The organism is Desulfosporosinus orientis DSM 765 (assembly GCF_000235605.1).
In the GTDB taxonomy this organism is placed as follows: Bacteria; Bacillota; Desulfitobacteriia; order Desulfitobacteriales; family Desulfitobacteriaceae; genus Desulfosporosinus; species Desulfosporosinus orientis.
Genome location: NC_016584.1, coordinates 3,447,996 through 3,470,247, shown reverse-complemented (window position 1 = coordinate 3,470,247; position 22,252 = coordinate 3,447,996). Strand labels below are relative to the sequence as shown.

The following is a 22,252-nucleotide window of genomic DNA, read 5'->3' as shown; positions in this document are numbered from 1 at the left end:
AAAAGATTGGCATTATCATATAATAGGTAATATATGGAGGTGGGCGAGAAGTGGAGGAAGTAAAAACTTTCGAAAGTATTTGCAATTTATTGCGCAACCGCTCCTATAAGTTAACCCCCCAGCGTCAGACAATATTACAGACCTTTCTGGAGAATGTTGACAGTCACCTGAGTGCCGAAGAAGTGTACATGCTGGTCAAACACCAAAATCCGGAAATCGGTTTAGCAACGGTTTATCGTACCCTGGACATTTTGGCGGAAATAGGAATTCTGCTGAAAAATGATTTTGGAGATGGTCGCAGCCGTTATGAATTTAGCCGGCAGGATGAGCATCATCACCACCATCACCTGATCTGTTTAGGCTGCGGGAATGTCTCGGAATTTGATGATGATTTATTAGAATCTCTTGAGGCCGTTATCGTCAAGCGCAATAAGTTTAAGATTATGGACCATGATTTAAAGTTTTACGGATATTGTCATCGTTGTGGAGAGGCGCATTAATGCGCTTCTTTTTTTATTTTTAATAATTTTTGTGAGAAATAATCATGAAAAGGGTCTGGAAAAGTCTGTAATCTGACGAGGGAAGCAGCATTCTATGCGTCATTTTACGAATTAGCGCGCATTTGCTAGGCATTTGACGTGCGATTCTTGGTCTAAGTAGAAGGGGAAAGCCATAGGAAGCGAGAATCTAAATATGGAAAAATAAGTAAAAGGGGCGGATTCTATGGCTCTACCACTGGCTTCTGCTGGTAAACAAAAAAGGCCCTCTCTGCAAAGTTCTTATTTGTGGAGTTCCCTGCAAGCCCAATGGCAGCATCGCTTGGGCAAAACCGATGCAGCTATTCAAAGTTGGGTAAACCTTTTAAAACAAGAATCATCGAAGCCGCGTCTGAAGGAAGCAGGCTATTTGATTGACGTTCAAGCTTTACAAGAAGCCCGGGAGTATTTAGAACGGATGGAATGTGATTCTCAGGAGGATTCAGCGGAGATTAGCTATTTGCTCGCTAAGTGTTATCTTGGCCAAGCTCTCATTCCCCAGGCCAAGGAAAAGGTGGAGGAAGCGATTAAGGTAAAACCACAGGTCGCCAAGTATTGGGACTTGTTGGCCGATTGCCAATTGGAACTGGGAGATTGGCGGGAAGGAATTAAAGCCTTAGATAATTCCATGAGAGCAGACCCTCAGAATGCTGAAACCAATTATCGTTTGGGCACAATTTACGCTTATCATGAAGAATACCTGGAAGCATTAAGGTGTTTTCAAGGATGCTGCCTGCTCCGGCCTCGGGAAGCTATGTATTGGGAAATGAAAGCAGAAATGCATTTGCTTTTGGATCAGATGAAAGATGCCTGCGAAAGCTATGAAAAGGCCTTGCGCTTTGGAGCTACTCCCGATTTGGCAGCCAGGTTAGCCTATTGTTATGTCCAAAATGGAGATACGAAGAAAGGAATTCAGTACTATAAGTATACGCTGAAATATGAACCGGATCATTATGACAGCTTGAATAATCTGGCGGCAGTCTATCAAAATCTGGGCCGGACTCAAGATGCTTTAACCTTACTGGAACGTGCAAAAAATATTTACCCAAAAGACCCCATCTTGCTGAACAATCTAGCCTTTACTCTGGTTCATCAAGGACGGACCAGAAAGGCTGCAGAGTATTACCGGGAAGCATTAGAACTGGCTCCGGATCATCCCTTGATTCTCTACAATCTGAGCGTCTGCCTCACTCGCAAAGGGAATTGGCAGGAAAGCATTGATTTGGTCAATAAACTCTTGAAAATCGATCCCCATCATTCAGCAGGATGGGCCCTGCTGGGAAACATCTATGAGCAAATGGATAAGTTGGATATCGCCATTGACTGTTTTAACAAGGCCTTAAAACTTGCTTAAAGGAAGTGTGTAAAACCAGGTTTAAAAATCTAATGGGATTGAGCATAAACAAGCATTCTCTTTCATTGTTAATTGGAAGGGAACGCTTGTTTTGTTATATCCAGATAGGGAAAAATGCTAGGTAATGTAAAACAGTGTTTCTTAACCTCATTATTTTTCTTCCTTTCTTCTTCATAAGTTTTCTTGATGAAGAGCTCTTATAAGATTTCAACAGCATCGCCGGCTAAGCGGTTATTTAGATTTCCAGGCAGATAGAGAGCATATAGAGAATAGTCTTATTACCAATAGGATATATGCTCAAGCCACCGTTTGCGATAAGCTTTAATAAAAAATAAAAGTATACAATGAACTTTAAAGGGATTTTTTGATATTTCATTTTCTTTTGCTAATAATAGTGGTAAAATATTATGTAATTTGTCTAATAAGGAGCGCAAAATGTTTCAGGTATGTGTGCGAGCGCATTTTGATGCGGCTCATTTTATTCGTGGCTATGACGGCGATTGTGCCAAATTGCATGGTCATCGCTGGGATGTTGAAGTGTGCATCTCAGGAAATCAGTTGGATTCCTTAGGGATGCTCATCGATTTTAAAGACGTTAAGCAAACCATACGCAAAACTCTTAAATCTCTGGATCACAGCTTAATAAATGATCTGACCCACTTTGGGCCCCAAGGGATCAATCCTACGGCTGAGAACCTGGCTCGTTTTCTGTTCTTAGAATTTAAAAGAGATTTAAGGCTTAATGATAATAACCTGGCGTGGGTTAAAGTCTACGAATCTCCTGATACGTGGGCTATCTTTAAGGAGGATTAAGCAATGGCTGGAATTGTTTTGCTGTCAGGCGGCTTAGACTCAACGGTAGCTTTAGCACTCTATTTAGAAAAGAATAGGCTGGACTTAGCTCTTACCTTTGATTACGGGCAAAGGGCCAGGATCCAGGAAATTTCCGCAGCCCAAAAAATTGCCGAGCATTACCAGCTGGCTCACCGGGTTGTTCCCATTCCCTTTCTCCAGGAACAGACCCGTTCTGCCTTGGTTAATCGTTCTGAAGATCTGCCCTTGGTGGACTACAGCAAGCTCGACGACCTCCAGGGGCAGGCTTTGGCTAGCGCTCGTCAGGTCTGGGTGCCTAACCGCAATGGCCTGTTTCTGAATATTGGTGCTGTTTTCGCTGAAAATATGGGAGATGCTCCCGTTTTAATCACAGGCTTCAACAGGGAAGAAGCAGCAACCTTCCCGGACAATTCTCTGGAATTCATGGAGGCCATGAATCGTTCCTTGAGCTTTTCCACGCAAAATAAAGTGACTGTGGTCAGCCCCACATCTGTCTACACAAAAAAAGAAATTGTCAGTGAAGGGCTGCGCCTGCAGGTGCCCTGGCAGTATATCTGGAGCTGTTATGAAAGCGGAGAAAGAGTCTGCGGGCAGTGTGAAAGCTGCCAGCGTTTAAAACGAGCCTTGCTGAATAATCAGGCTCAGGATCTTGTTCAAGAATTATTTGGTGCTTAAGAGAGGAACGATGAATGAACTATTTTATTGAGCATAAACCCCTTAATTATGACGGCAGTCAGCTTCAATCCTTGTTTACGTATAAAAACTTTGGCCTCAAAGGGGAAAGCATCGTGGTTTTCCGCGGTTCCTGCCGGGTGGAACAAAATGAAATGGTGGATCTGGAGGATGTCTTAGCCAAGGACTGGATTTATAGTGAAGATATGCTGCATTTTATTGTTGAACACTTTGAAATGGATCTGGAAAAGACGGTTATCCGACAGCGCTTGCTGATGGCTACCATTAAAGAGGTGCTTGAAGGGCAGGGGGTCAAGACTCTGATGAGGAGCGGGGATGATCTTTATGAAGATAAGAATAAGCTCTCTGTCAGCATTGCTACTCTTTCGCCGGTTTCCAGTATGATTCACTGCGGGCTTAATGTTTCCAATGCCAATACTCCCATTCCCACAGTGGGTTTAAAAAACCTTGGCATTGAGGATGTCTTGGCATTTGGGGAGCGAGTTGCCCAACGGTACTGTACCGAGGTCCAATCCATTCGCCTGGCCCGCTGTAAAGTGCGAGGGGTTTGCTGATGCCTCAACTTCCTGTTACAGAAATCTTTTCATCCATTCAAGGGGAAGGTCCCTATGTGGGAGTCCGGCAAATTTTCCTGCGCTTGCCCAAGTGTAATTTAAGATGCCCTTATTGTGATACGCCTACCGCCTTATCCCAGTATATGAGGATGGAGACAGACCCGGGTTCGGGGGCTTTTGAGAGAAAGAAAAATCCCATCCCTTTGGATTCTCTTTCAGAGATGTTGCGGTCTTATGATTTCTCGATTCATCACTCATTAAGTATTACCGGCGGGGAGCCCTTGCTCTGGAGCAAAGATTTGGCATATCTGTTACCTTTATTAAAGGATAAAAATATTAAGATTTATTTGGAGACCAATGGAACCTTACCTGAACAGCTGCTGGAAATTTTGCCTTGGGTTGATATAATTAGTATGGATATAAAGTTGCCTTTTGCTAATCAGACTTTTTGGAATGTTCATGAAACCTTTTTACGTCATAGCCTGCACAAAGAGGTCTTTGTCAAAATTGTTGTTAATGAGGATACGAGTATTGATCAACTTCAGAATGTTCGGGATTTAATATTGAGAGTTGACCCTTCGATCCAGACAATTCTGCAGCCGGTTACCCCCACTGGAGTTATCAAGGCGCCTAAATCGCTGCAGCTTATCCAGTGGCAGAGCTTTTTGCTAAGAGAACTATCGATGGTACGAGTCATTCCTCAAACCCATGTTTTCATGGGACAATTATAAATAAAATAACTGACCACTAAGTAAAGGAGAAAGAAATATGGGGATGGATTTAGAAAAGATTGAACAAGCTGTATACATGATGTTAGAAGCCATAGGAGAAGACCCAGACCGTGAAGGTTTAGTGGATACTCCAAAACGCGTGGCACGAATGTATGCCGAAGTTTTTAACGGTTTGCATGAGGATCCCAGTGAGCATCTGAATGTTCAGTTCTCTGAAGAACATGAAGAAATGGTGATTGTTAAAGATATCCCGGTATACTCCATGTGTGAGCATCATTTGGTTCCCTTTTACGGGAAGGCCCATGTTGCTTATATTCCCAGAAAAGGAAAGATCACCGGCTTATCGAAATTCGCCCGTGTCGTGGAAGGGTTTGCCCGTAGACCCCAATTGCAGGAGCGATTAACCTCGGAGATTGCCGATGCCATAGTTGCCAAGCTCTCGCCCTTAGGGGTTTTGGTGGTAATTGAAGCGGAGCATATGTGTATGACTATGCGTGGTGTTAAAAAGGCGGGATCACAAACCTTGACTTCGGCAGTACGAGGAATCTTTAAAACAAATCCTATTACACGCTCGGAAGCATTTTCATTAATTCAGGGACACAGACGCTAAGAAAGAGGTAATTTTGGGTGAATGATAATATAAACCCGTCTGATCGGCCAGGAAAAATCGAACTGATTGCATCACAACGGGTGAGTATCAATGGTGAACTGTATAAAGTGGTTGATTTTTTAAATAAAAATTTAAAAGAATATCGGCTGATGTTTGGCCTGACTAAGAAAGAGGATAAGATGGTAATTTCTGTCTACGAAGTAGAATAATCGGGGGAATTGTCTTGCATATTTTACTGACAAACGATGATGGCTATCAGGCAGCGGGAATACAGACCTTATATCGGACTCTTCGAGCTAAGACAACGCATAAGATCAGCATTGTTGCACCGGATAGTCAGCGTTCAGCTACAGGTCACTCCATAACCTTATTTCATCCTTTGTTTTTTAGCGAATACCAGCTGGATGGCGAGGAAAAAGGGTATGCTGTCAGCGGCACCCCTTCCGACTGTGTTAAGCTGGCGGTTCAAGGAGAATTGGTTCCCAAACCGGATTTGGTTGTTTCGGGAATTAATCAAGGCTCTAACTTAGGGACGGACGTTTTTTATTCAGGCACAGTTTCCGCTGCTATGGAAGGTGTGATCCTGGGTATTCCTGCTTTAGCCGTTTCTGTGGCCAGTTATGAATTTGTGAACTTTGAGCCTTCAGCAGAGTATTTAGCCGAAAGTTTAGATCATATTGTCCAAGGCCATCAAACGGGATTATTAAATATTAACTTTCCGGGCAATCCGAGAGAAAGCTGGTCGGGTATTAAAGTGACAAGACTTGGCCGAGCTGTTTACGATAATGTTTTTGAGCGGCGGGTTAATCCCAGGGGCAGAGTTTATTATTGGCAATGCGGCAATTTAAGTAAAGATCTGGATGAGGATACGGATCTCAGAGCCATTCAGGAAAATTACATCTCTATTACTCCAATGCACAGCGACTTAACGGATTTTAAACGTATTGAGAACTATAAAAAAACTTTTCAAAAGCATACAGTTTAAAGGGTAATGGGATATAATAAAGGAGTACAGAAGGATAATATTCTGTACTCCTTTTTCTAAGATTATATTGAAGGGTCATTCAGAGATTCTTTAGCTCGGCGAATCATGGTTTTAACCATGCTTCCGCCAATTCGGCCACCCACATGACCGCATTCCCGGGAAGTCATATTCTCCCAGCCTTGGCTTTTAATTTTTGAACTTAAGCCTAATTCCTCAGCGACTTCCCATTTAAATTGATCCAAGACAGCATCAGGTAAAATCCCGCTGTTGCTTTTGTTGCGACGACTCATATATACACCTCTCCTCTCAATTTTATCTATCTGATTACACAAGTAGTATTTACGGATACAATAAGGTTTATAGTATATAAATAATGGTTGAATAATGCTTTTTTACTAATGGAGGAAACCATACATAATGATTATTGGTACGTTCTTATTTTATTTCATTTTATTTGCCGTCATTTTTACTTATCCCGGATTTAGAAGCAGTAATTCTAACGCGAAATATAAACTATTGCTAATTCCGGCACTTTTTGGGTTAGTCATGGTTTTTTTGACGGTTATTAAAGTATTTATAATTTACAAGATTTTAGCCTTGTTTGTAATGTTACTGACCCTTGGCTTATCTTATTGGCAATGGGGAGAGCAAATTCGCAAGTTCTGGAGATGATTTAGAGGGGGAGAAATTTGCCAATCCAGGGTAGTCGTTTTAAGTCGTTAAAAGTTACACCGCCATTAATTAATAAAATTGTCCCATAAACGGCTGCTCCTGCTAAGAATTCAATGGGATAGCCCAGAGCAAAGTTTCTCAAAAGTGGATCCAGAAATTGAAAGACCAGCAGCATTCCTATTCCCCCGGATGCCGGCTGGAGAACAAATCTCTGCAGGTCCAAAGGCATGCCGCTATACCTGGAAATGGCCAGGAGATTCAGAATGGCCATAACCACATACCCTAGGGCGAAAGTCCAGGCTGTTCCGCGCAGCCCCCAATGAGGCAGTGCCGTCAGATAAAATAAAGCAGGGATACGAATGAGAGCCGCAATGATGGAATGAATGACGGGAAGATGAACTTTTCCCAGTCCTTGCAAGATTCCCGTTGTGGTTTGTTGTATATAGGAGAAGATTCCCCCTAGGGCTAAAATCCGTAAGATAGGTGCAATCTCTGAACTCTTAAAAAAGGCTGTTAACGGCCGGGCAAAATAAAACAAGATAATAAGGCAAGGAATTCCGAGGAGAATGGTTAAACGGATGGCTTCGGCGCTGCGGGCTCGGACAACATTTAACTGTCGTTTGACTGCAGCTTCGGATATGGCAGGGACCAGTGATGTAGCTAAGGCGAAGGTAAAGACGCTGGGAAAGGTGAGTAAGGTGAAGGCCGAGCCACCCAGCTCTCCAAATAAGGTAACGGCTTCTCGGGCTGTATAGCCGGCAACTTGGAGGCGTGAGGGGATGATAATAGCATCCAGGGATGACAGACCTGTGGCTAAGAGTCTGCCCAAGGTGACGGGAGAAGCCAAGTGCCAGAGTCTGCTTAATATCTGTTCGGTGGAATAGGTTTTGCTGCTGCTCTCTCGAAGGGTTTGGGGCCGGGATCTGAGATATTGAATCATAATGACGATCAGACCGATTAATTCTCCGGCTAACATGCCTAAGGCTAATCCTGCTGCAGCCCATTCTACACCATGCCGGAGAAGGCGGAGGGCCGCTGTATATCCTACAGCTACCCGGATAATTTGTTCACAAATCTGGCTGATAGCCGTGGGAACCATGTTCTGTAAACCTTGGAAATATCCCCGAAAAACTGAGGAAACAGAAACAATAAAAATAGCGGGTGTACAGATGAGGAAGACATTAAGTACTCTGGGGTCGGGAAAAATCCTCTCTGCTATGTAAGGGGAGAGAAAATACAGACTCAAGGATACGATTGCTCCGGAAATACTGAGAAGCCAGAATGCCAAGCGAAAGATGGCCCGGGCGTTGGCAACCCGACCTAGGGATACTTCCTCGGAGACCATTTTGGCAATGGCCAGGGGGATTCCTGCTGTAGTAAAAACCAGGGCCAGCATGTAGATAGGAAAAACCATGTTAAACAAACCATAGGCTTCCCCGCCAATATTGATCATGATTAAATATTGGTAGGCGAAGCCCAGCAGACGGTTTAATAAATTGGCTCCTAACAATATGGCAGCACCGTAGACAAACGTCCTTTTCGACATGTAAGCCTCCGTCATCTGAGTTTTTATCTAAAACATATGCTTGGGGAAAAAAAGAAATGCTTAGGAAATTTTCAAACGAGGAGGAAGAACGACAGGATTTTATCTTGGAGTAGAGAAATATTTAAAATGTGGAATATAAAACCAGCAGTGGGGCATTATACCTTTTGAGAGGAGAGGATACCCTATGTGGCAACTTCTAAAAAATACAAAACTATATTGCCCCGAATATAACGAAAACTTTGATGTATTAATGGTAGGTAAGAGCATTGCAGCCATCGGTAAAGACCTGAAACTACCGGATTACGCAGAAGGGGAAGTGGTTGATCTTCAAGGGAAGACATTAGTCCCAGGCTTTATCGATGCCCATGTCCATATCTGCGGCGGGGGAGGAGAAGCCGGTCCGGCTTCACGTACTCCGGAACTTCAGCTTACTCAATTGACTAAGGCAGGAACGACAACAGTGGTGGGCTGTTTGGGCACAGATTCTGTTTCACGCTCTATGGCAGCTCTGTTGGTTAAAGCCAATGCCCTTCAAGGGGAAGGAGTAAGTACCTTTATTTACAGCGGTGCTTACCAAGTGCCTACCAGAACACTTTTAGATAATTTAGAGGAGGATTTAATACTAATTTCCAAGATTGTTGGAGCAGGCGAAATTGCGATTTCAGATCATCGCTCTGCTCAACCGCAAATCAGTGAACTGGAACATTTGGCAGCCGCTGCTCGGGTTGGGGGTATGCTGGGCGGCAAGGCCGGAATTGTTCATCTTCACCTGGGAGAGGGAAAACGGGGTTTAGAACCCATTTGGCAGATACTTGAGCAAACGGAAATACCCATTACTCAATTTGTACCCACTCATATTAACCGGACTCACACTTTAATTGATCAGGGTATTAAATTCCTCTTAGCAGGAGGACATATCGATCTCACTGCAGGGTGTGACGATTTTCCGGAAGACCTGCAGGTACCTGCTGTCTTGAAAATGCTCAATCAACGGCAGCTCCTTAATGACCGGGTGACCGTAACCTCCGATGGGAATGGGAGCATGCCCCAGTACAATGAAGCCGGCGTGCTTATTGGCATGGGAGTCGGTTCCGTAGAAGTTTTGTGGCGGGATGTGCGCAGAGCCGTTGTGGAGGGCGTCCCGCTGGAAGCAGCTTTACGGACCATCACTGCTAATGTGGCTAATGTTCTTCGTCTTCATAATAAAGGCATGATTCGCGTGGGTTATGATGCAGATCTGGTAGCTCTTGACGGAGATTTAGAGGTTGATTCTGTCTGGGCAATGGGGAAATGTATGCTGCGCAATAAACAGCCGCTGGTCTGGGGGACCTACGAAAAAAAGAATTAATTGCTGATCTTGAGAATACTTGACCCACTCTTATCCATAAAATTAATACTAATCTAGGCTCTAGACATTTTTATCTCCGGTAAACTGTTGCAAGTAAAAAGGATGTGTCCTTTTTCTTAAATAACAAACCAAGGAGGGATCGTCTTGAAAACCTATGACACGGATTATCTTCGCAACGTCTGTTTGGTTGGGCATGGTGGAGCAGGAAAAACTTCGTTAGGGGAAACTATTTTATTTAATTCAGGTGCCATCACCCGTATTGGCAAGGTTTCAGAAGGAAACACGGTCTCAGATTTTCTGCCTGAAGAAGTAAAGCATCAAGTGTCGATTAGTACGAGTCTTATGCCCTTTGAGTGGGGGAGGGTAAAAGTCAATTTGCTGGATAGTCCGGGTTATTTAGATTTCTTGGGAGAAGTTAAAAGCGGATTGCGTGTCGCAGAATGCGGGGTTTTAGTGCTTTGTGGGGTGGCGGGTCTGGAAGTTCAGGCTGAAATAGCCTGGGGCTTTATGGAAGAACAGAAACTTCCCAAAATTATTTTCGTTAATAAGTTAGACCGTAAAAATGCTAATTTTGGTAAAGTATTAGACCAGTTAAAAGACGCTTATCCAGAGGCCAGGATGGTTCCTCTGCAATTGCCCTTGGGTCAGGAATCAAGTTTTAACGGTGTTATCGACATTTTGGAAAATAAAGCTTATGTTAACGAGGATAATGAAAGCGGCAAGTATTCAACTATGGAAGTGCCGGAAAAATACAAAGAAGAGGTAGAACTGTTAAGAGAACAATTGGCAGAAGCTGTAGCTGAAGCAGATGATGACATATTAATGAAATATCTCGAAGGAGAAACGCTGAGTGAAGCTGATTTACAAACAGCTTTGCGCAAAGCTTTAAAACAGAATCTTATGATGCCCGTACTTTGCGGCTCCGCCGTTAAAAATATTGGCATAACCAGAATGATGGATTTTCTGGTGGACTATGCACCTGCACCTGAAGTCCATGAGCAAGATGTTGCCCTTGTCTTTAAGACCTTGGCAGATTCTTATGTTGGAAAAATGTCTTTCTTCAGAGTTTATGGAGGGGAATTTAAGGCTGAAACTTGGGTATTAAATTCTACAAACGGTTCTGAGGAAAAAATCGGTCAGCCCTTATTCTTACGTGGTAAAAATCAGGAGCCTGTCGCTTCTGTCAGTGCCGGAGATATTGCTGTTATCGCTAAACTACAAGAGGTCAAAACCGGAGATACTCTATGCAATAAAGAGTATCCCGTACAGCTTGAAGGCATAGATTTTCCTGTGCCTACGTTATCCGTAGCTATTGGGCCGAAAACCAAGGGAGATGAAGATCGGCTGGGTGGTGCCCTGACACGTTTGATTGAAGAAGATCCAACCCTGACACTTCATAAAAATACTGAGACCAAAGAGTTAATTTTAACGGGTATGGGAGAAATGCAGTTGGAGATTCTCCAAGAAAAACTAGCCCGAAAGTTTGGTGTCGATGTGACAACGAAAGTCCCTCGTGTTCCTTACCGTGAAACCATTCGCAAAGCGGTTAAGGTTGAAGGGAAACACAAGAAGCAGACAGGAGGTCATGGTCAATATGGTCATGTCTGGATTAATTTAGAACCCTATTCAGACAGCGATTTCGAGTTTGCGGAGTCAATTTTTGGCGGAGCTGTGCCTAAACAGTATATCCCCGCCGTAGAAAAAGGAATTAGAGAAGCCATGACAGAGGGGGCCATGGTTGGATACCCAGTCACCGATATTAAGGTTACTCTTTGTGATGGTTCTTATCATGCCGTGGATTCCTCAGAAATGGCCTTTAAACTAGCGGCAATTCTGGCTTTTCGCAAAGGGGTTGAATTAGCGATGCCCACTTTGCTGGAACCTATCGTAGAATTGGAAGTAAAGGTTCCCGAAGCCTTTATGGGAGATGTCATCGCTGACCTCAATGGCAAACGAGGAAGAGTGTTAGGCATGGATGCCAGCGGTAAGTTCACAACCATACATGCCCATGTCCCTCAGGCAGAAATGATGCGTTACGCTATTGACTTAAGGAGTTTAACTCAAGGCAGAGGCTCATTTACCATGAAGTTTTTACGCTATGAAGAGGTACCCAGAAAACTTAGTGAAACCTTGGTCAATCAATTAAAAGCTTCCAATAATCAGTAAGTTAATATTAGGGCTGAACCAGACTCTTCAGTTTGGTTCAGCCCTGTTTTTATCCTCTGATGGTGCAGTGTTAGCGGCATAGAGGTCTAAACAGAAAGAACTTTTCGTGGCCTACTTTCTGAAACGATTGTTCAAGCATAACTAATAGTTCATTGAAGAAGTTTATGCATAGATTAAAGTGTGTAAAATTTCTTTAATACAATGTTCCTAAGGACTATGGTATTTCGCCAGGAGAATGAATAGAAATAAATGTAAGGATTTGATTATTACCTAATTGAAGTTATAACAAGAGAATGATAGAATAAGCTATGTTAGTAAGAACTAACATGGTTGTTTATAAAGTTGATTGGAGAAGGGGTATGTGTACATTAGATACGGAGGAAAAAATTTTAGATGCTGCAATTGTTCTCTTCTCACAGAAAGGTTATACTGCTGTTACCACGAAGGAAATTGCCAAAAAAGCCGGGGTTAGTGAAATGACCCTGTTTAGGCATTTTTATAACAAACGCAATCTTTTTGAAAGGTCCTTTGATAAGTTTGTGTTCTCACCAAAATGGCTTGCTCTGTTTGAAAGCTTTGAATGGGATTTGGAGAGAGACCTGACAAAAATAGGCTCTTCCTACCAAGATTTATTGTACAAGAATCGTAAATTAATACTAATGCATTTAAAAAATAAAGAATCAAACCCACATTTTGAAGCGATGATTTATAAGTTTCCCAATGAGTTTAAGAAGCTTTTAAGCCGTTATTTTGAAGAAATGAGAAATAAAGGGGTTATTGCAGAAAACCCGGAAACATTAGCAATAAGCTTTTTAACAACTAACTTTGGATTATTTATTACATCGTTAACAATGAATAAGCTTACTTTTGAAACCGATATTCAGACATGTATTACAAATTATGTTAAAATATTTACAAAAGGAATAGCTTGTAATCAATAACTTCAAAGTGCAAAGTTTTTAAACGTTGTGCATAGGTGGAGGAAGAAAATGAGCAGTAGAGTTTTAAATATCGGTTTAGATGTAGGTTCTACAACTGTAAAAATCGTTATTTTAGACATTCATAAAAATATAATCTATAAAAAATATTTAAGACATTTTTCGAATATTCGCAATACAGTTATGACTGTGCTTGAGGAAGCCAAAGAAGTGATGCAGGGGCATTTATTGACCTTAATGATCACCGGCTCCGGAGGGTACAATATTTCCCAGGTACTGGAGATACCCTTTATACAAGAAGTTATCGCCTGTACTAATGCTATTAAAGCAGTCATTCCCAACACGGATACTGCCATTGAGCTTGGTGGTGAGGATGCCAAGATTACTTTTTTAGGAGATTCTGTTGAACAACGAATGAACGGGACATGCGCCGGGGGTACCGGTGCCTTTATTGATCAGATGGCTTCTTTGCTGCAAACGGATGCTCCCGGATTGAACGAATTAGCCAAAAACTATGGGCATATTTACCCAATAGCCTCTCGTTGCGGAGTTTTTGCTAAAACGGATGTCCAGCCACTGCTGAATGAAGGTGCTGCAAAGGAGGATATTGCAGTATCCGTTCTGCAAGCCGTCGTTAATCAAACGATTAGCGGTTTAGCCCAAGGACGTCCTATCAGCGGAAATGTAGCATTTTTGGGAGGACCGCTCTATTTTTTATCAGAGCTGCGGCGTCGCTTCATTGAGACTCTAAGACTTGAGAATAAGAATGTTATATTTCCGGAAAACTCTCATTATTTTGTGGCCATAGGAGCAGCCTTATCCTCCGCGGAAATGGTTCCAATCACCCTAAAATCATTATTGGAAAAAATGCCGAAAATATTAGAGGTGGACAACTCAGACAATGAGGAGTTGGAAATCCTTTTTGACAATGATCAAGAGTACCTTGACTTTAGACAGCGACATAGTGTACACAAAGTCAAGCGAGTGGAATTAGAGACCTACCGAGGGAATGCCTATTTAGGCATTGATGCCGGTTCGACAACGACTAAAATTGCCTTGGTTAACGAAGAAGGAAGCCTGTTATATTCCTATTACGGCAGCAATATGGGCAAACCCTTGGAATCCACTTTGGAAGCCTTAAAAACGCTATATGAGAAAATTAACAAAGAGACAAAAATTGTTAATTCAGCAGTCACAGGTTATGGTGAACATCTTATTAAAGCTGCCTTAAGAGTAGATATTGGCGAAATAGAAACTGTAGCCCATTATACCGCTGCCAACTTTTTTCTGCCTGGGGTTGATTTTGTACTGGATATAGGCGGTCAGGATATGAAAAGCTTAGTGATCCGCAATGGGGTCATTGAGTCTATAACCTTAAATGAAGCGTGTTCTTCGGGTTGCGGTTCTTTTGTAGAAACCTTCGCAAAATCCCTGAATATGGATATTCGAGATTTTGCTCAATTAAGTCAAAAATCCAGGCACCCGGTAGACCTGGGGACCCGTTGTACGGTATTTATGAACTCCAAAGTAAAACAAGCGCAGAAAGAAGGCGCGAAGATTAGTGATATCTCAGCCGGGATTTCTATATCCGTTATTAAGAATGCTCTCTTCAAAGTTATTCGCTTAAGAAGTGTGGAAGAGCTGGGAGAGAAGATCGTCGTCCAAGGAGGAACCTTCTATAACGATGCAGTCCTTAGAGCTTTTGAGAAAATCACCAATAAGGAAGTTGTCCGTCCGGATATTGCCGGTATCATGGGAGCTTTTGGTGCTGCCTTAATAGCCAAGGATCAGTATTCGACGGGGTATCAATCCTCTCTTCTCCAAGGAGATGAGTTATCAAATTTTACAACTGAAACGACGATGAAGCGCTGTGGATTATGCGGAAACAACTGCTTGGTAAGCATCAAGCATTTTTCCGGCGGCAACGAGTATGTTTCAGGCAATCGGTGTGAACGAGGTTCCGGTAAGGAACGGGTAAAAAGTGATATTCCCAATCTTTATGAATATAAGTACAAGAGAGTTTTTGACTACAAACCGTTAAGTAACGATAAGGCCACAAGAGGATGTATCGGAATCCCCAGGGTATTGAATATTTATGAAGATTATCCCTTCTGGTTTACTTTGTTTACGGAATTGGGCTATCAAGTGATAATATCCGGCCGGTCATCCAATAAAATATACGAGCTGGGCATGGATACTATCCCTTCTGATTCCGCTTGTTATCCGGCAAAACTGGCACACGGCCATGTAGCCGATTTAATAAAAAAAGGGATTACCAAAATCTTTTATCCCTGCATTCCCTATGCACGACAGGAAGACGAGCAGGCAGACAATCATTACAATTGTCCTATTGTAACCTCATATCCGGAAACAATTAATGCCAATATGGATTGCCTTAGAGATCCCAAGGTTCGATTCTATCATCCTTTTTTGCCTATTGATATGCCGAAGCGAATGTTGAGACGATTAGCTGAAGAATTGGCTCAGGAAGGGATATCTAAGCAGGAATTAGCCCGGGCGTTGACTAAAGCCTATGCCGAATTTGATCGTTATAAAGCCAATGTAAGAGAGAAAGGGGAAGAGACCCTAAACTATATTCGTGATCATAACATCAAAGGAATCGTCTTAGTCGGCAGACCTTATCATATTGATCCGGAAATTAATCACGGTATACCGGAAATGATTAGTTCCTATGGATTTGCCGTTCTGTCTGAAGATGCTATTCAGCATTTAGGGAAGCTTAAACGTCCTCTGCGGGTTGTTGACCAATGGGTGTATCATTCCAGAGAATATAATGCTGCCAGCTATGTAGCGAGGCAGAAAGACCTGGAACTCATTCAGTTAAATTCCTTTGGCTGCGGACTTGATGCTGTAACCACGGATCAAATTAAAGAGATACTTGAAGCTTATGGTAAAATCTATACCGTCATTAAAATTGATGAAATTAATAATTTAGGAGCTGCAAGAATCCGGGTGCGTTCCTTGATTGCAGCCATCAAAGAGCAGGATAAGAGAAATTTTATTCCTGAGAAACTATTTGATAATCCTTCCAGAGTAATTTTCACCCAGGAAATGAAGAACACCCATACAATTTTAGCCCCCCAAATGTCGCCGATTCATTTTCAGTTCTTTAAGACAGCCTTTGAAGGCTCTGGATACAGCATTGAGTTTCTGCCTTCCGTGGATAAATCAGCCGTGGATAAAGGATTAAGATATGTTCATAATGATGCCTGCTATCCTGCGATTATTGTGGTTGGTCAACTAATGAAAGCTCTCAAATCCGGTCAGTATGATCTTAACAATACATCTGTCATCATGACTCAAACGGGGGGCGGGTGCAGGGCTACTAATTATATCGCATTTATTCGCAAAGCATTGAAAGATGCCAATATGGGTCATGTACCTGTGATTGCCTTAAATGCCGGAAATTCCTCAAGTTTAGAATCCAATCCCGGGTTTAAATTTACAATTCCTATGTTTAACAAAGTGATGCAGGGGCTTATTTATGGGGACTTATTAATGAGAGTTTTATACAAAGTACGTCCTTATGAAAAATTTCCGGGTTCTGCTAACCTTTTATATGACTATTGGGTTAAGCGCTGTCAGGATTCCTTGAGGATCGGAAACAGGCAAGAATTCACAAGAAACATCCGGCAAATTGTTATCGACTTTGATAACCTTGAACTGTATGAGGATTTAGTCAAGCCAAAAGTAGGAGTGGTAGGTGAAATACTTGTTAAATTCCATCCGACAGCCAATAATAATATTGTCGAGCTTTTGGAAGCCGAAGGAGCCGAAGTGGTAGTTCCTGATTTGACGGATTTTCTTCTCTATGGTGCTTTTGATAACAGCATCAAATATAAGAAGCTTTCGGGGAGCTTTTGGTCAATGATATCGGGGTATTTCTCCATTAGCCGAATTGAGTCCTATCGTAAGGACATGAAAAAGGCTCTTAAAGGGAGCAAACGTTTTGAGCCGCCAAAACCCATCGAAGAAATCGCTAAATATGCTGAAAGACATTTATCCCTAGCCAATCAATGCGGTGAAGGCTGGTTTTTGACAGGAGAGATGGTCGAGCTGATTCGGAGCGGGGTTCATAATATTGTTTGTTTACAACCCTTTGCCTGCCTGCCGAATCATATTACCGGCAAAGGCATGATTAGAGAGCTGAGAAGGTCTTATCCGGAATCAAATATTGCGGCCATTGATTATGACCCCGGAGCCAGTGAAGTAAACCAACTCAATCGGATCAAACTTATGCTTTCAGTGGCCTTGGATAAATTGGGAAATAAGCCCTCGGAAATAAAGACTCATACTCCATTAGTAGATTTAGAAAATGATTCAGTGGAACGCAAATTAACGATGGTTTTAAGTAATGATTCGAAATTAGTTGAATGTAAACTGGATTAATAGTATAATAAGAGGCTCAATCGGCTAATTATTTTAGTGGTTGAGCCTCTTATTATGGCTATCCAGTTTTTTTCTGGAGTCTCTCGGGGATTATAATATTATGGCTATAAGGATTAACAAGGCGACGATAATAATACCAATGATTCCAAAAAACATTTCTTCACCTCCTTACAGAGCCGTTATAAGATGAAGGTCTCTATAGTATAATATTCGGCATGTCCAACAATGCTTATATATCCATGACTAATTATCAAGAAATTACCAAAATACTTTTAAACACAAATATGTAAATATATGTTACAATAAGTCGAAGACGTTTTTAGTCTTTTTCATGTAGTCGAACTTGGTCCTTCCGTTTGCAGGACGGAGGGACGCTTTTTTGAAAGTCTTGTCCCATAAGGTTGACAAGGACCATGTTTATGGGGCATTGCGCAAAAGACCTCCGGACGCGGAGGTCTTTTTAATTTATGACCACTTAACCCAATCAATTAAAAAAGGTATATCTACTGCTTAACAGTAAATATACCTTAAAACATTCATGAATATGGCAGGGGATGCAGGAGTCGAACCCGCACTGACGGTTTTGGAGACCGCTGTTCTACCATTAAACTAATCCCCTATATTTTTAGCAACGAAATGAATTATATCCGAAAAAGATAAAAGTGTCAACATAAGATTTTAAGCAAGGAGGCAGGATTTTTGAAATAAAAACAAGAATAGGCATTTAAACTCGTTGTGGATTTTTGTGATGAAGGAAGGGATATATTTGAGGTCCGATTTACACATTCATACCCATGAATCGGATGGCTTACTTTCTGTAGAAGAGGTTATGAACCTGGCCCATGCCAGTAATGTTCAAACTTTAGCTATTACGGACCATGAAAGTACACAAGCAGTTAAAAAGGCAGAACAACTGGCTAAAGAACTGAATATCAAAGTAATTCCCGGAGTTGAATTACTAACCAGTTATCGGGGGCATGAGGTTCATCTCCTGGGGTACTTTAAAAATGTTGATCAGCCGCTATTACAAAACCGGTTGAAGGAAATTCGTGCTCAGCGTACTAGTTTAGCTCATGACATGGTGGAGTGTTTGAAAAATGGAGGCATTACGTTAGACTGGCAAGACGTTGAGAAAGAGGTGGAAGCAGAAGGCGCTGTCACTAAGGGGCATATCATGAGGGCAATCTATCATCAGGAAAATGGGGCCCCTAGAAATTGGCAGGAAATTGCTGCCTATTTTCGTCCGGGAGGAGTAGCCCACCTGCCCTATTTAAACCATGCTTTTGAAGATGCAGTGGATCTGATTTTCGCGTGTGGAGGCTTACCTGTGGTGGCTCATCCGGGCTTGCTTCGGGACCCAGATATGGTTTTTTCCTTATTATCCTATCGGCCCATTGGCCTTGAAGTATATTATGGATACTGGGAAAGGCAAGCAGAACTTATTAATTATTATGCAGAAGTAGCTGATAAATTTTCTATCTTAGCTACAGGGGGCAGTGATTATCACGGACCTTGGGGCTATGTGAAATTGGGACAAATGAATATTCCGGATAACAGTATTCTTCAGCTTAGGTCCTATTTAACAATCTAAATATAAATCATCGTTGAAAGACAGAAAGGAGAACCCAGTGGCTAGGAGGGTTTGGCTTGCATTCATTGCTGTATTTTTCACACTGGTGTTTGGGACAGTTGGTCTGATACTAACGGAACACCTCAGTATCCAAAAAGCTATTTATCTTACGGTTCAGACGGTCACCACCGTGGGATTTGGAGATATTGAAGCAAAAACTGATGCCGGACATGTTTTTTTAATTGTCCTTATGCTCAGTGGAGTTGGGGCTATGCTATATTTTGCCGGGCTAGTCATGGCATTTTTGATTGAAGGTCAGCTGGCTGGGGTGTATTGGAGAAGAAAGATGAATAAGAATATTTCACAATTGCAAGATCATATTATCGTTTGTGGTGCCGGACGCGTGGGAAGACAAGTTATTTACCGCCTTCGCAAAGAGGGCGCTCAAAGTGTTGTCATAGAACAACGGGAAGAACTGGCAAATGAGTTAATTGAAGAGGGCTTTTTAGTGATCAAGGGGGATGCAACTCATGATGAAATCCTTAATAAAGCTTCTCTTGCTAAAGCAAGAGGTCTGATTTCTGCTCTACCAGAGGACTCTTTAAATGTTTATGTCACTTTATCGGCTAAAGGAATCAATCCTGGAATTCATGTGGTAGCCCGCATGGATCAGCCTGAGTCAGAGAAAAAGCTTCTGAGAGCAGGAGCCGATAAAGTGATTTCTCCGGCAACTCTTAGTGGATGGAGAATGGCCATGTCCATGTTAAAGCCAATTAGTGTTGATTATATTGAAACCGTCATTCATGACCGTAATATTGAAATGGAAATGGTTGAGCTGAGAATTGATCAGGGCTCGTGCTTGGCTGGCGAGACATTATTAACCAGCGGAATTAAGCAGCAAACAGGAGCAATGGTTCTGGCTATCTTAAGAAATAATGAGGTTATCAGTAATCCTGTTGCCGAAGAAGAGCTATTGGAAGGAGATGTCTTAATCGTTTTAGGGTTAAGAGATCAATTACATCGCTTAGAAAAGCTTGCCGCAAATCTTAAAAATTGCAAATCTTAACAATCCCTTTGTTAGATTAAAAGGAGAAGTCTTGGGATAAAATACCCTCTAAGTGAAAAAGTCAGAATTCATTGTGGAGGGAGAATGTATGCATAACTCACGATCCGAAATAGATATTCTCAGGGATATTAAAAACCTTATTCATACTCACTTTGGAGAAAGCGGGCAAGGGATTCACGTCGAGGTTAAAGGGGACAAAGCGATTATATGGGGAACCGTGGATAGTCTTGTAGAAAAGGATTTTTTTGGGAGCAGAGTTGGACGAATTGATGGAATCCGGGAATTGGATAATTCCTTGACGGTAGCTAATGACGGCACAATTAAGGATAAAGATATCGAAAAGGGGATTATTCAGCGCTTCCAAGGGTCTAATTTTAAAGATATAACCCACTTAGGCTGTCGAGCCAGTCGGGGAATAGTTACCTTACTTGGCCATGTGGAGACTCAGAGTACGGAGAGGTTGGCAAAGCGCTTAGCCTCACAAGTTCGTGGAGTCAAAGAAGTGCGTAGTGAAATTCAGTTTTTAGAGAAAGCGGTGGACGATGCAACTTTAGTCAATCGTGTTGAGAATGCCTTAGTCGCTTCCCCTTGGGTGGATGCTCATGAAATTAAAACAGAAGCCAGAAATGGCCTTATTACTTTGACAGGCTTAGTTGATAACCAGGAGGTTATGGAATGGGCAGTAGAAACAGCTTATCAAGTACCAGGAGTTAAGGCCGTTGTCAGTGAATTATTTACCCGTCATCGTTCCCAAGGGGATGATTTATGGTTAACTGAGCAATTAGTGGCTAAACTGGGTCAACATCGCTTAAATTCAGGACAAATAAGAGCGTTTGTACAAGATGGAATCGCTTTCTTGACAGGGGAAGTATATTCAGAAGAAGATCGTGAAAGGGCTGAAAAAATGATTCAACAAGTCCCGGGTATTCACAATGTTAACAATTCTATTAAGGTTGCGGCCCATTCCATTAAGTAAAGTTTGGGCAGAAGCGATAATCGGATAGAGCTTATGAGTTAAACAACAACTCATAGGCTCTTGATTTTTTGAGGCAGCCGATTGATTTAATATTAACGAGGTAACGGATTAAGCTCTTTTACAAATATAGTATCAATAGATAAGAGAAGAAAAATATGGCAGGAAAAATTCTAAATATTTTTTTATCAAGTCATGCTATAATTAGTTGTTTGGTTTGATCAGCAAAGTTGTTATGGGCTTTAATAATTATGGAGGTGAACTGTAATCGATCCGATAACACATGGTTTAATTGGAATTGCACTGAGTACCCTTTCCGGTCATCCCATACAATTGAATGACCCTGTTTTTTTAGGCTGCACACTGGGTGCGATGCTCCCAGATTTAGATATTGTTGCTCATGTTAAGGGGCGTTTAAATTATTTACTAAAACATCGAGGAGTCAGCCATTCATTAATTGCCTTAAGTGCTTCAGCACTAGGATTAGGCTCGGCACTTTATTTAGCTTTTCCCACGGCCTCTTGGGCGACGGTTATATTTTGGACATTAATTGGAACCATTTCTCATGGTGTTATGGATTTGTTAAATTCTTACGGGGCAGAACTTTTATGGCCCTTCTCCCGTAAAAAGATAACTGTGGATATGATTATGCTTACAGACCCTGTTGTTTTAAGTGCGGTATTGCTTTCGTTTATTATTTCCCTAAATTCACCGGAATTGGCAAGGGTATCTTCTCAGACAGCTTTGTTTATCAGTAGTTTATATCTTGGCTATCGCCACTTAGAAAGAATAGAAACCAGAGACCGGCTTATGAAAATGTATCATTTGACAAAAAAGGAGCAAGTAAAAGTAATTCCGGCAATGTATCATCCTTTTACCTGGAACTTTATACTCTTTCAAGAGGACAATGTGCGTTTTGGGATTATTCGTAATCAAACACCGTGCATATGTCGCGTACTGCCTAAAGTCAACCCAGATCACCCATCGATTGCCAATGCCTTGGAGGGTAATCTGGCGGAAATATTCGCTCAGTTTACCCCATATTATCACGTGAGTGTCCATGTTTCTGATGGCGATGAATGTGTTGTTCAGTTTTTAGATTTGCGATACTGGGCAAAAGGTGATTTTTTATACTCAGGAAATGTTTATTTGGACTTAGACGGTGAAATATCTCTGGAAGTATTCCATCCATTGCCCAATCAAAAAGGAGTACAATTGAGTTATTAACCGGAGAAAAAACCTTTTGACATTCCCCTAGCTCATCTA

20 protein-coding genes and 1 tRNA gene are annotated in these 22,252 nt (G+C 41.9%); 18 read left to right on the top strand and 3 right to left on the bottom strand.

Annotation, left to right across the window (positions count from 1 at the left end; translation table 11 throughout):
• Positions 1 to 50 precede the first annotated feature (50 nt).
• The 9 genes from DESOR_RS16150 to surE all read left to right on the top strand — a co-directional run bounded on the left by DESOR_RS16150 (position 51) and on the right by surE (position 6,297).
• Positions 51 to 500, top strand: coding sequence for a Fur family transcriptional regulator (locus DESOR_RS16150; RefSeq protein ID WP_014185650.1), 450 nt, complete (start codon positions 51 to 53; stop codon positions 498 to 500).
• A gap of 223 nt (positions 501 to 723) precedes the next feature.
• On the top strand, positions 724 to 1,890 hold the full coding sequence (locus DESOR_RS16145; RefSeq protein ID WP_014185649.1) for a tetratricopeptide repeat protein: 1,167 nt from the start codon (positions 724 to 726) through the stop codon (positions 1,888 to 1,890).
• A 435-nt stretch (positions 1,891 to 2,325) separates the two neighbouring features.
• Positions 2,326 to 2,703 (top strand): 6-carboxytetrahydropterin synthase QueD, encoded by a 378-nt coding sequence (queD, locus tag DESOR_RS16140; RefSeq protein ID WP_014185648.1) that lies wholly within the window; start codon positions 2,326 to 2,328, stop codon positions 2,701 to 2,703.
• 3 nt (positions 2,704 to 2,706) lie between these two features.
• A complete protein-coding gene (gene queC / locus DESOR_RS16135) occupies positions 2,707 to 3,399 on the top strand; it encodes a 7-cyano-7-deazaguanine synthase QueC (RefSeq protein WP_014185647.1) in 693 nt (230 codons plus the stop codon).
• Between the two features lie 14 nt (positions 3,400 to 3,413).
• The gene (locus DESOR_RS16130; RefSeq protein ID WP_014185646.1) at positions 3,414 to 3,971 is read left to right on the top strand and encodes a DUF366 family protein; all 558 of its coding nucleotides are present in this window, start codon (positions 3,414 to 3,416) and stop codon (positions 3,969 to 3,971) included.
• Entirely contained in the window at positions 3,971 to 4,702 is a 732-nt protein-coding gene (locus DESOR_RS16125; protein ID WP_014185645.1) for a 7-carboxy-7-deazaguanine synthase QueE, read from the top strand. The genes DESOR_RS16130 and DESOR_RS16125 overlap by 1 nt, the downstream gene beginning before the upstream one ends.
• Before the next feature lie 37 nt (positions 4,703 to 4,739).
• Positions 4,740 to 5,312, top strand: coding sequence for a GTP cyclohydrolase I FolE (gene folE / locus DESOR_RS16120; protein ID WP_014185644.1), 573 nt, complete (start codon positions 4,740 to 4,742; stop codon positions 5,310 to 5,312).
• A 17-nt stretch (positions 5,313 to 5,329) separates the two neighbouring features.
• Positions 5,330 to 5,521 carry a YpmA family protein gene (locus tag DESOR_RS16115; RefSeq protein WP_014185643.1) on the top strand — a complete coding sequence of 64 codons (192 nt, stop codon included), beginning with the start codon at positions 5,330 to 5,332 and terminating at the stop codon, positions 5,519 to 5,521.
• 14 nt (positions 5,522 to 5,535) lie between these two features.
• Positions 5,536 to 6,297 (top strand): 5'/3'-nucleotidase SurE, encoded by a 762-nt coding sequence (gene surE, locus DESOR_RS16110; protein ID WP_014185642.1) that lies wholly within the window; start codon positions 5,536 to 5,538, stop codon positions 6,295 to 6,297.
• A 62-nt stretch (positions 6,298 to 6,359) separates the two neighbouring features.
• Here surE and DESOR_RS16105 read toward each other — a convergent pair whose 3' ends face one another.
• Complete coding sequence (locus DESOR_RS16105; protein ID WP_014185641.1) at positions 6,360 to 6,587, bottom strand: alpha/beta-type small acid-soluble spore protein; 228 nt, start codon at positions 6,585 to 6,587, stop codon at positions 6,360 to 6,362.
• A gap of 127 nt (positions 6,588 to 6,714) precedes the next feature.
• Here DESOR_RS16105 and DESOR_RS16100 point away from each other — a divergent pair, with 127 nt between their 5' ends.
• A complete protein-coding gene (locus DESOR_RS16100) occupies positions 6,715 to 6,969 on the top strand; it encodes a hypothetical protein (protein WP_014185640.1) in 255 nt (84 codons plus the stop codon).
• A gap of 1 nt (position 6,970) precedes the next feature.
• Here the strand turns inward: DESOR_RS16100 and DESOR_RS16095 are convergent, their stop codons facing one another.
• The gene (locus tag DESOR_RS16095; RefSeq protein WP_014185639.1) at positions 6,971 to 8,515 is read right to left on the bottom strand and encodes a putative polysaccharide biosynthesis protein; all 1,545 of its coding nucleotides are present in this window, start codon (positions 8,513 to 8,515) and stop codon (positions 6,971 to 6,973) included.
• Positions 8,516 to 8,699: 184 nt separating this feature from the next.
• Here DESOR_RS16095 and iadA point away from each other — a divergent pair, with 184 nt between their 5' ends.
• The 4 genes from iadA to DESOR_RS16075 all read left to right on the top strand — a co-directional run bounded on the left by iadA (position 8,700) and on the right by DESOR_RS16075 (position 17,377).
• Positions 8,700 to 9,863 (top strand): beta-aspartyl-peptidase, encoded by a 1,164-nt coding sequence (iadA, locus tag DESOR_RS16090; RefSeq protein WP_014185638.1) that lies wholly within the window; start codon positions 8,700 to 8,702, stop codon positions 9,861 to 9,863.
• A gap of 144 nt (positions 9,864 to 10,007) precedes the next feature.
• Positions 10,008 to 12,029 (top strand): elongation factor G, encoded by a 2,022-nt coding sequence (gene fusA / locus DESOR_RS16085; protein WP_014185637.1) that lies wholly within the window; start codon positions 10,008 to 10,010, stop codon positions 12,027 to 12,029.
• A 359-nt stretch (positions 12,030 to 12,388) separates the two neighbouring features.
• Positions 12,389 to 12,970: a TetR/AcrR family transcriptional regulator gene (locus DESOR_RS16080; protein WP_014185636.1), complete on the top strand. Its 582-nt coding sequence runs from the start codon at positions 12,389 to 12,391 to the stop codon at positions 12,968 to 12,970.
• A gap of 48 nt (positions 12,971 to 13,018) precedes the next feature.
• Positions 13,019 to 17,377 carry a 2-hydroxyacyl-CoA dehydratase gene (locus DESOR_RS16075; RefSeq protein WP_014185635.1) on the top strand — a complete coding sequence of 1,453 codons (4,359 nt, stop codon included), beginning with the start codon at positions 13,019 to 13,021 and terminating at the stop codon, positions 17,375 to 17,377.
• A 545-nt stretch (positions 17,378 to 17,922) separates the two neighbouring features.
• Here DESOR_RS16075 and DESOR_RS16070 read toward each other — a convergent pair.
• Positions 17,923 to 17,996: transfer RNA gene (locus tag DESOR_RS16070), tRNA-Trp, on the bottom strand.
• 147 nt (positions 17,997 to 18,143) lie between these two features.
• Between DESOR_RS16070 and DESOR_RS16065 the strand changes: the two genes are divergently transcribed.
• The 4 genes from DESOR_RS16065 (at position 18,144) to DESOR_RS16050 (ending at position 22,213) form a co-directional block, all read left to right on the top strand.
• A complete protein-coding gene (locus DESOR_RS16065) occupies positions 18,144 to 18,968 on the top strand; it encodes a PHP domain-containing protein (protein ID WP_148265279.1) in 825 nt (274 codons plus the stop codon).
• Positions 18,969 to 19,005: 37 nt separating this feature from the next.
• Positions 19,006 to 20,013: a potassium channel family protein gene (locus DESOR_RS16060; protein ID WP_014185633.1), complete on the top strand. Its 1,008-nt coding sequence runs from the start codon at positions 19,006 to 19,008 to the stop codon at positions 20,011 to 20,013.
• An 88-nt stretch (positions 20,014 to 20,101) separates the two neighbouring features.
• On the top strand, positions 20,102 to 20,989 hold the full coding sequence (locus DESOR_RS16055; protein WP_014185632.1) for a BON domain-containing protein: 888 nt from the start codon (positions 20,102 to 20,104) through the stop codon (positions 20,987 to 20,989).
• A 273-nt stretch (positions 20,990 to 21,262) separates the two neighbouring features.
• Positions 21,263 to 22,213, top strand: coding sequence for a metal-dependent hydrolase (locus tag DESOR_RS16050; protein WP_427854244.1), 951 nt, complete (start codon positions 21,263 to 21,265; stop codon positions 22,211 to 22,213).
• Positions 22,214 to 22,252: the final 39 nt, after the last annotated feature.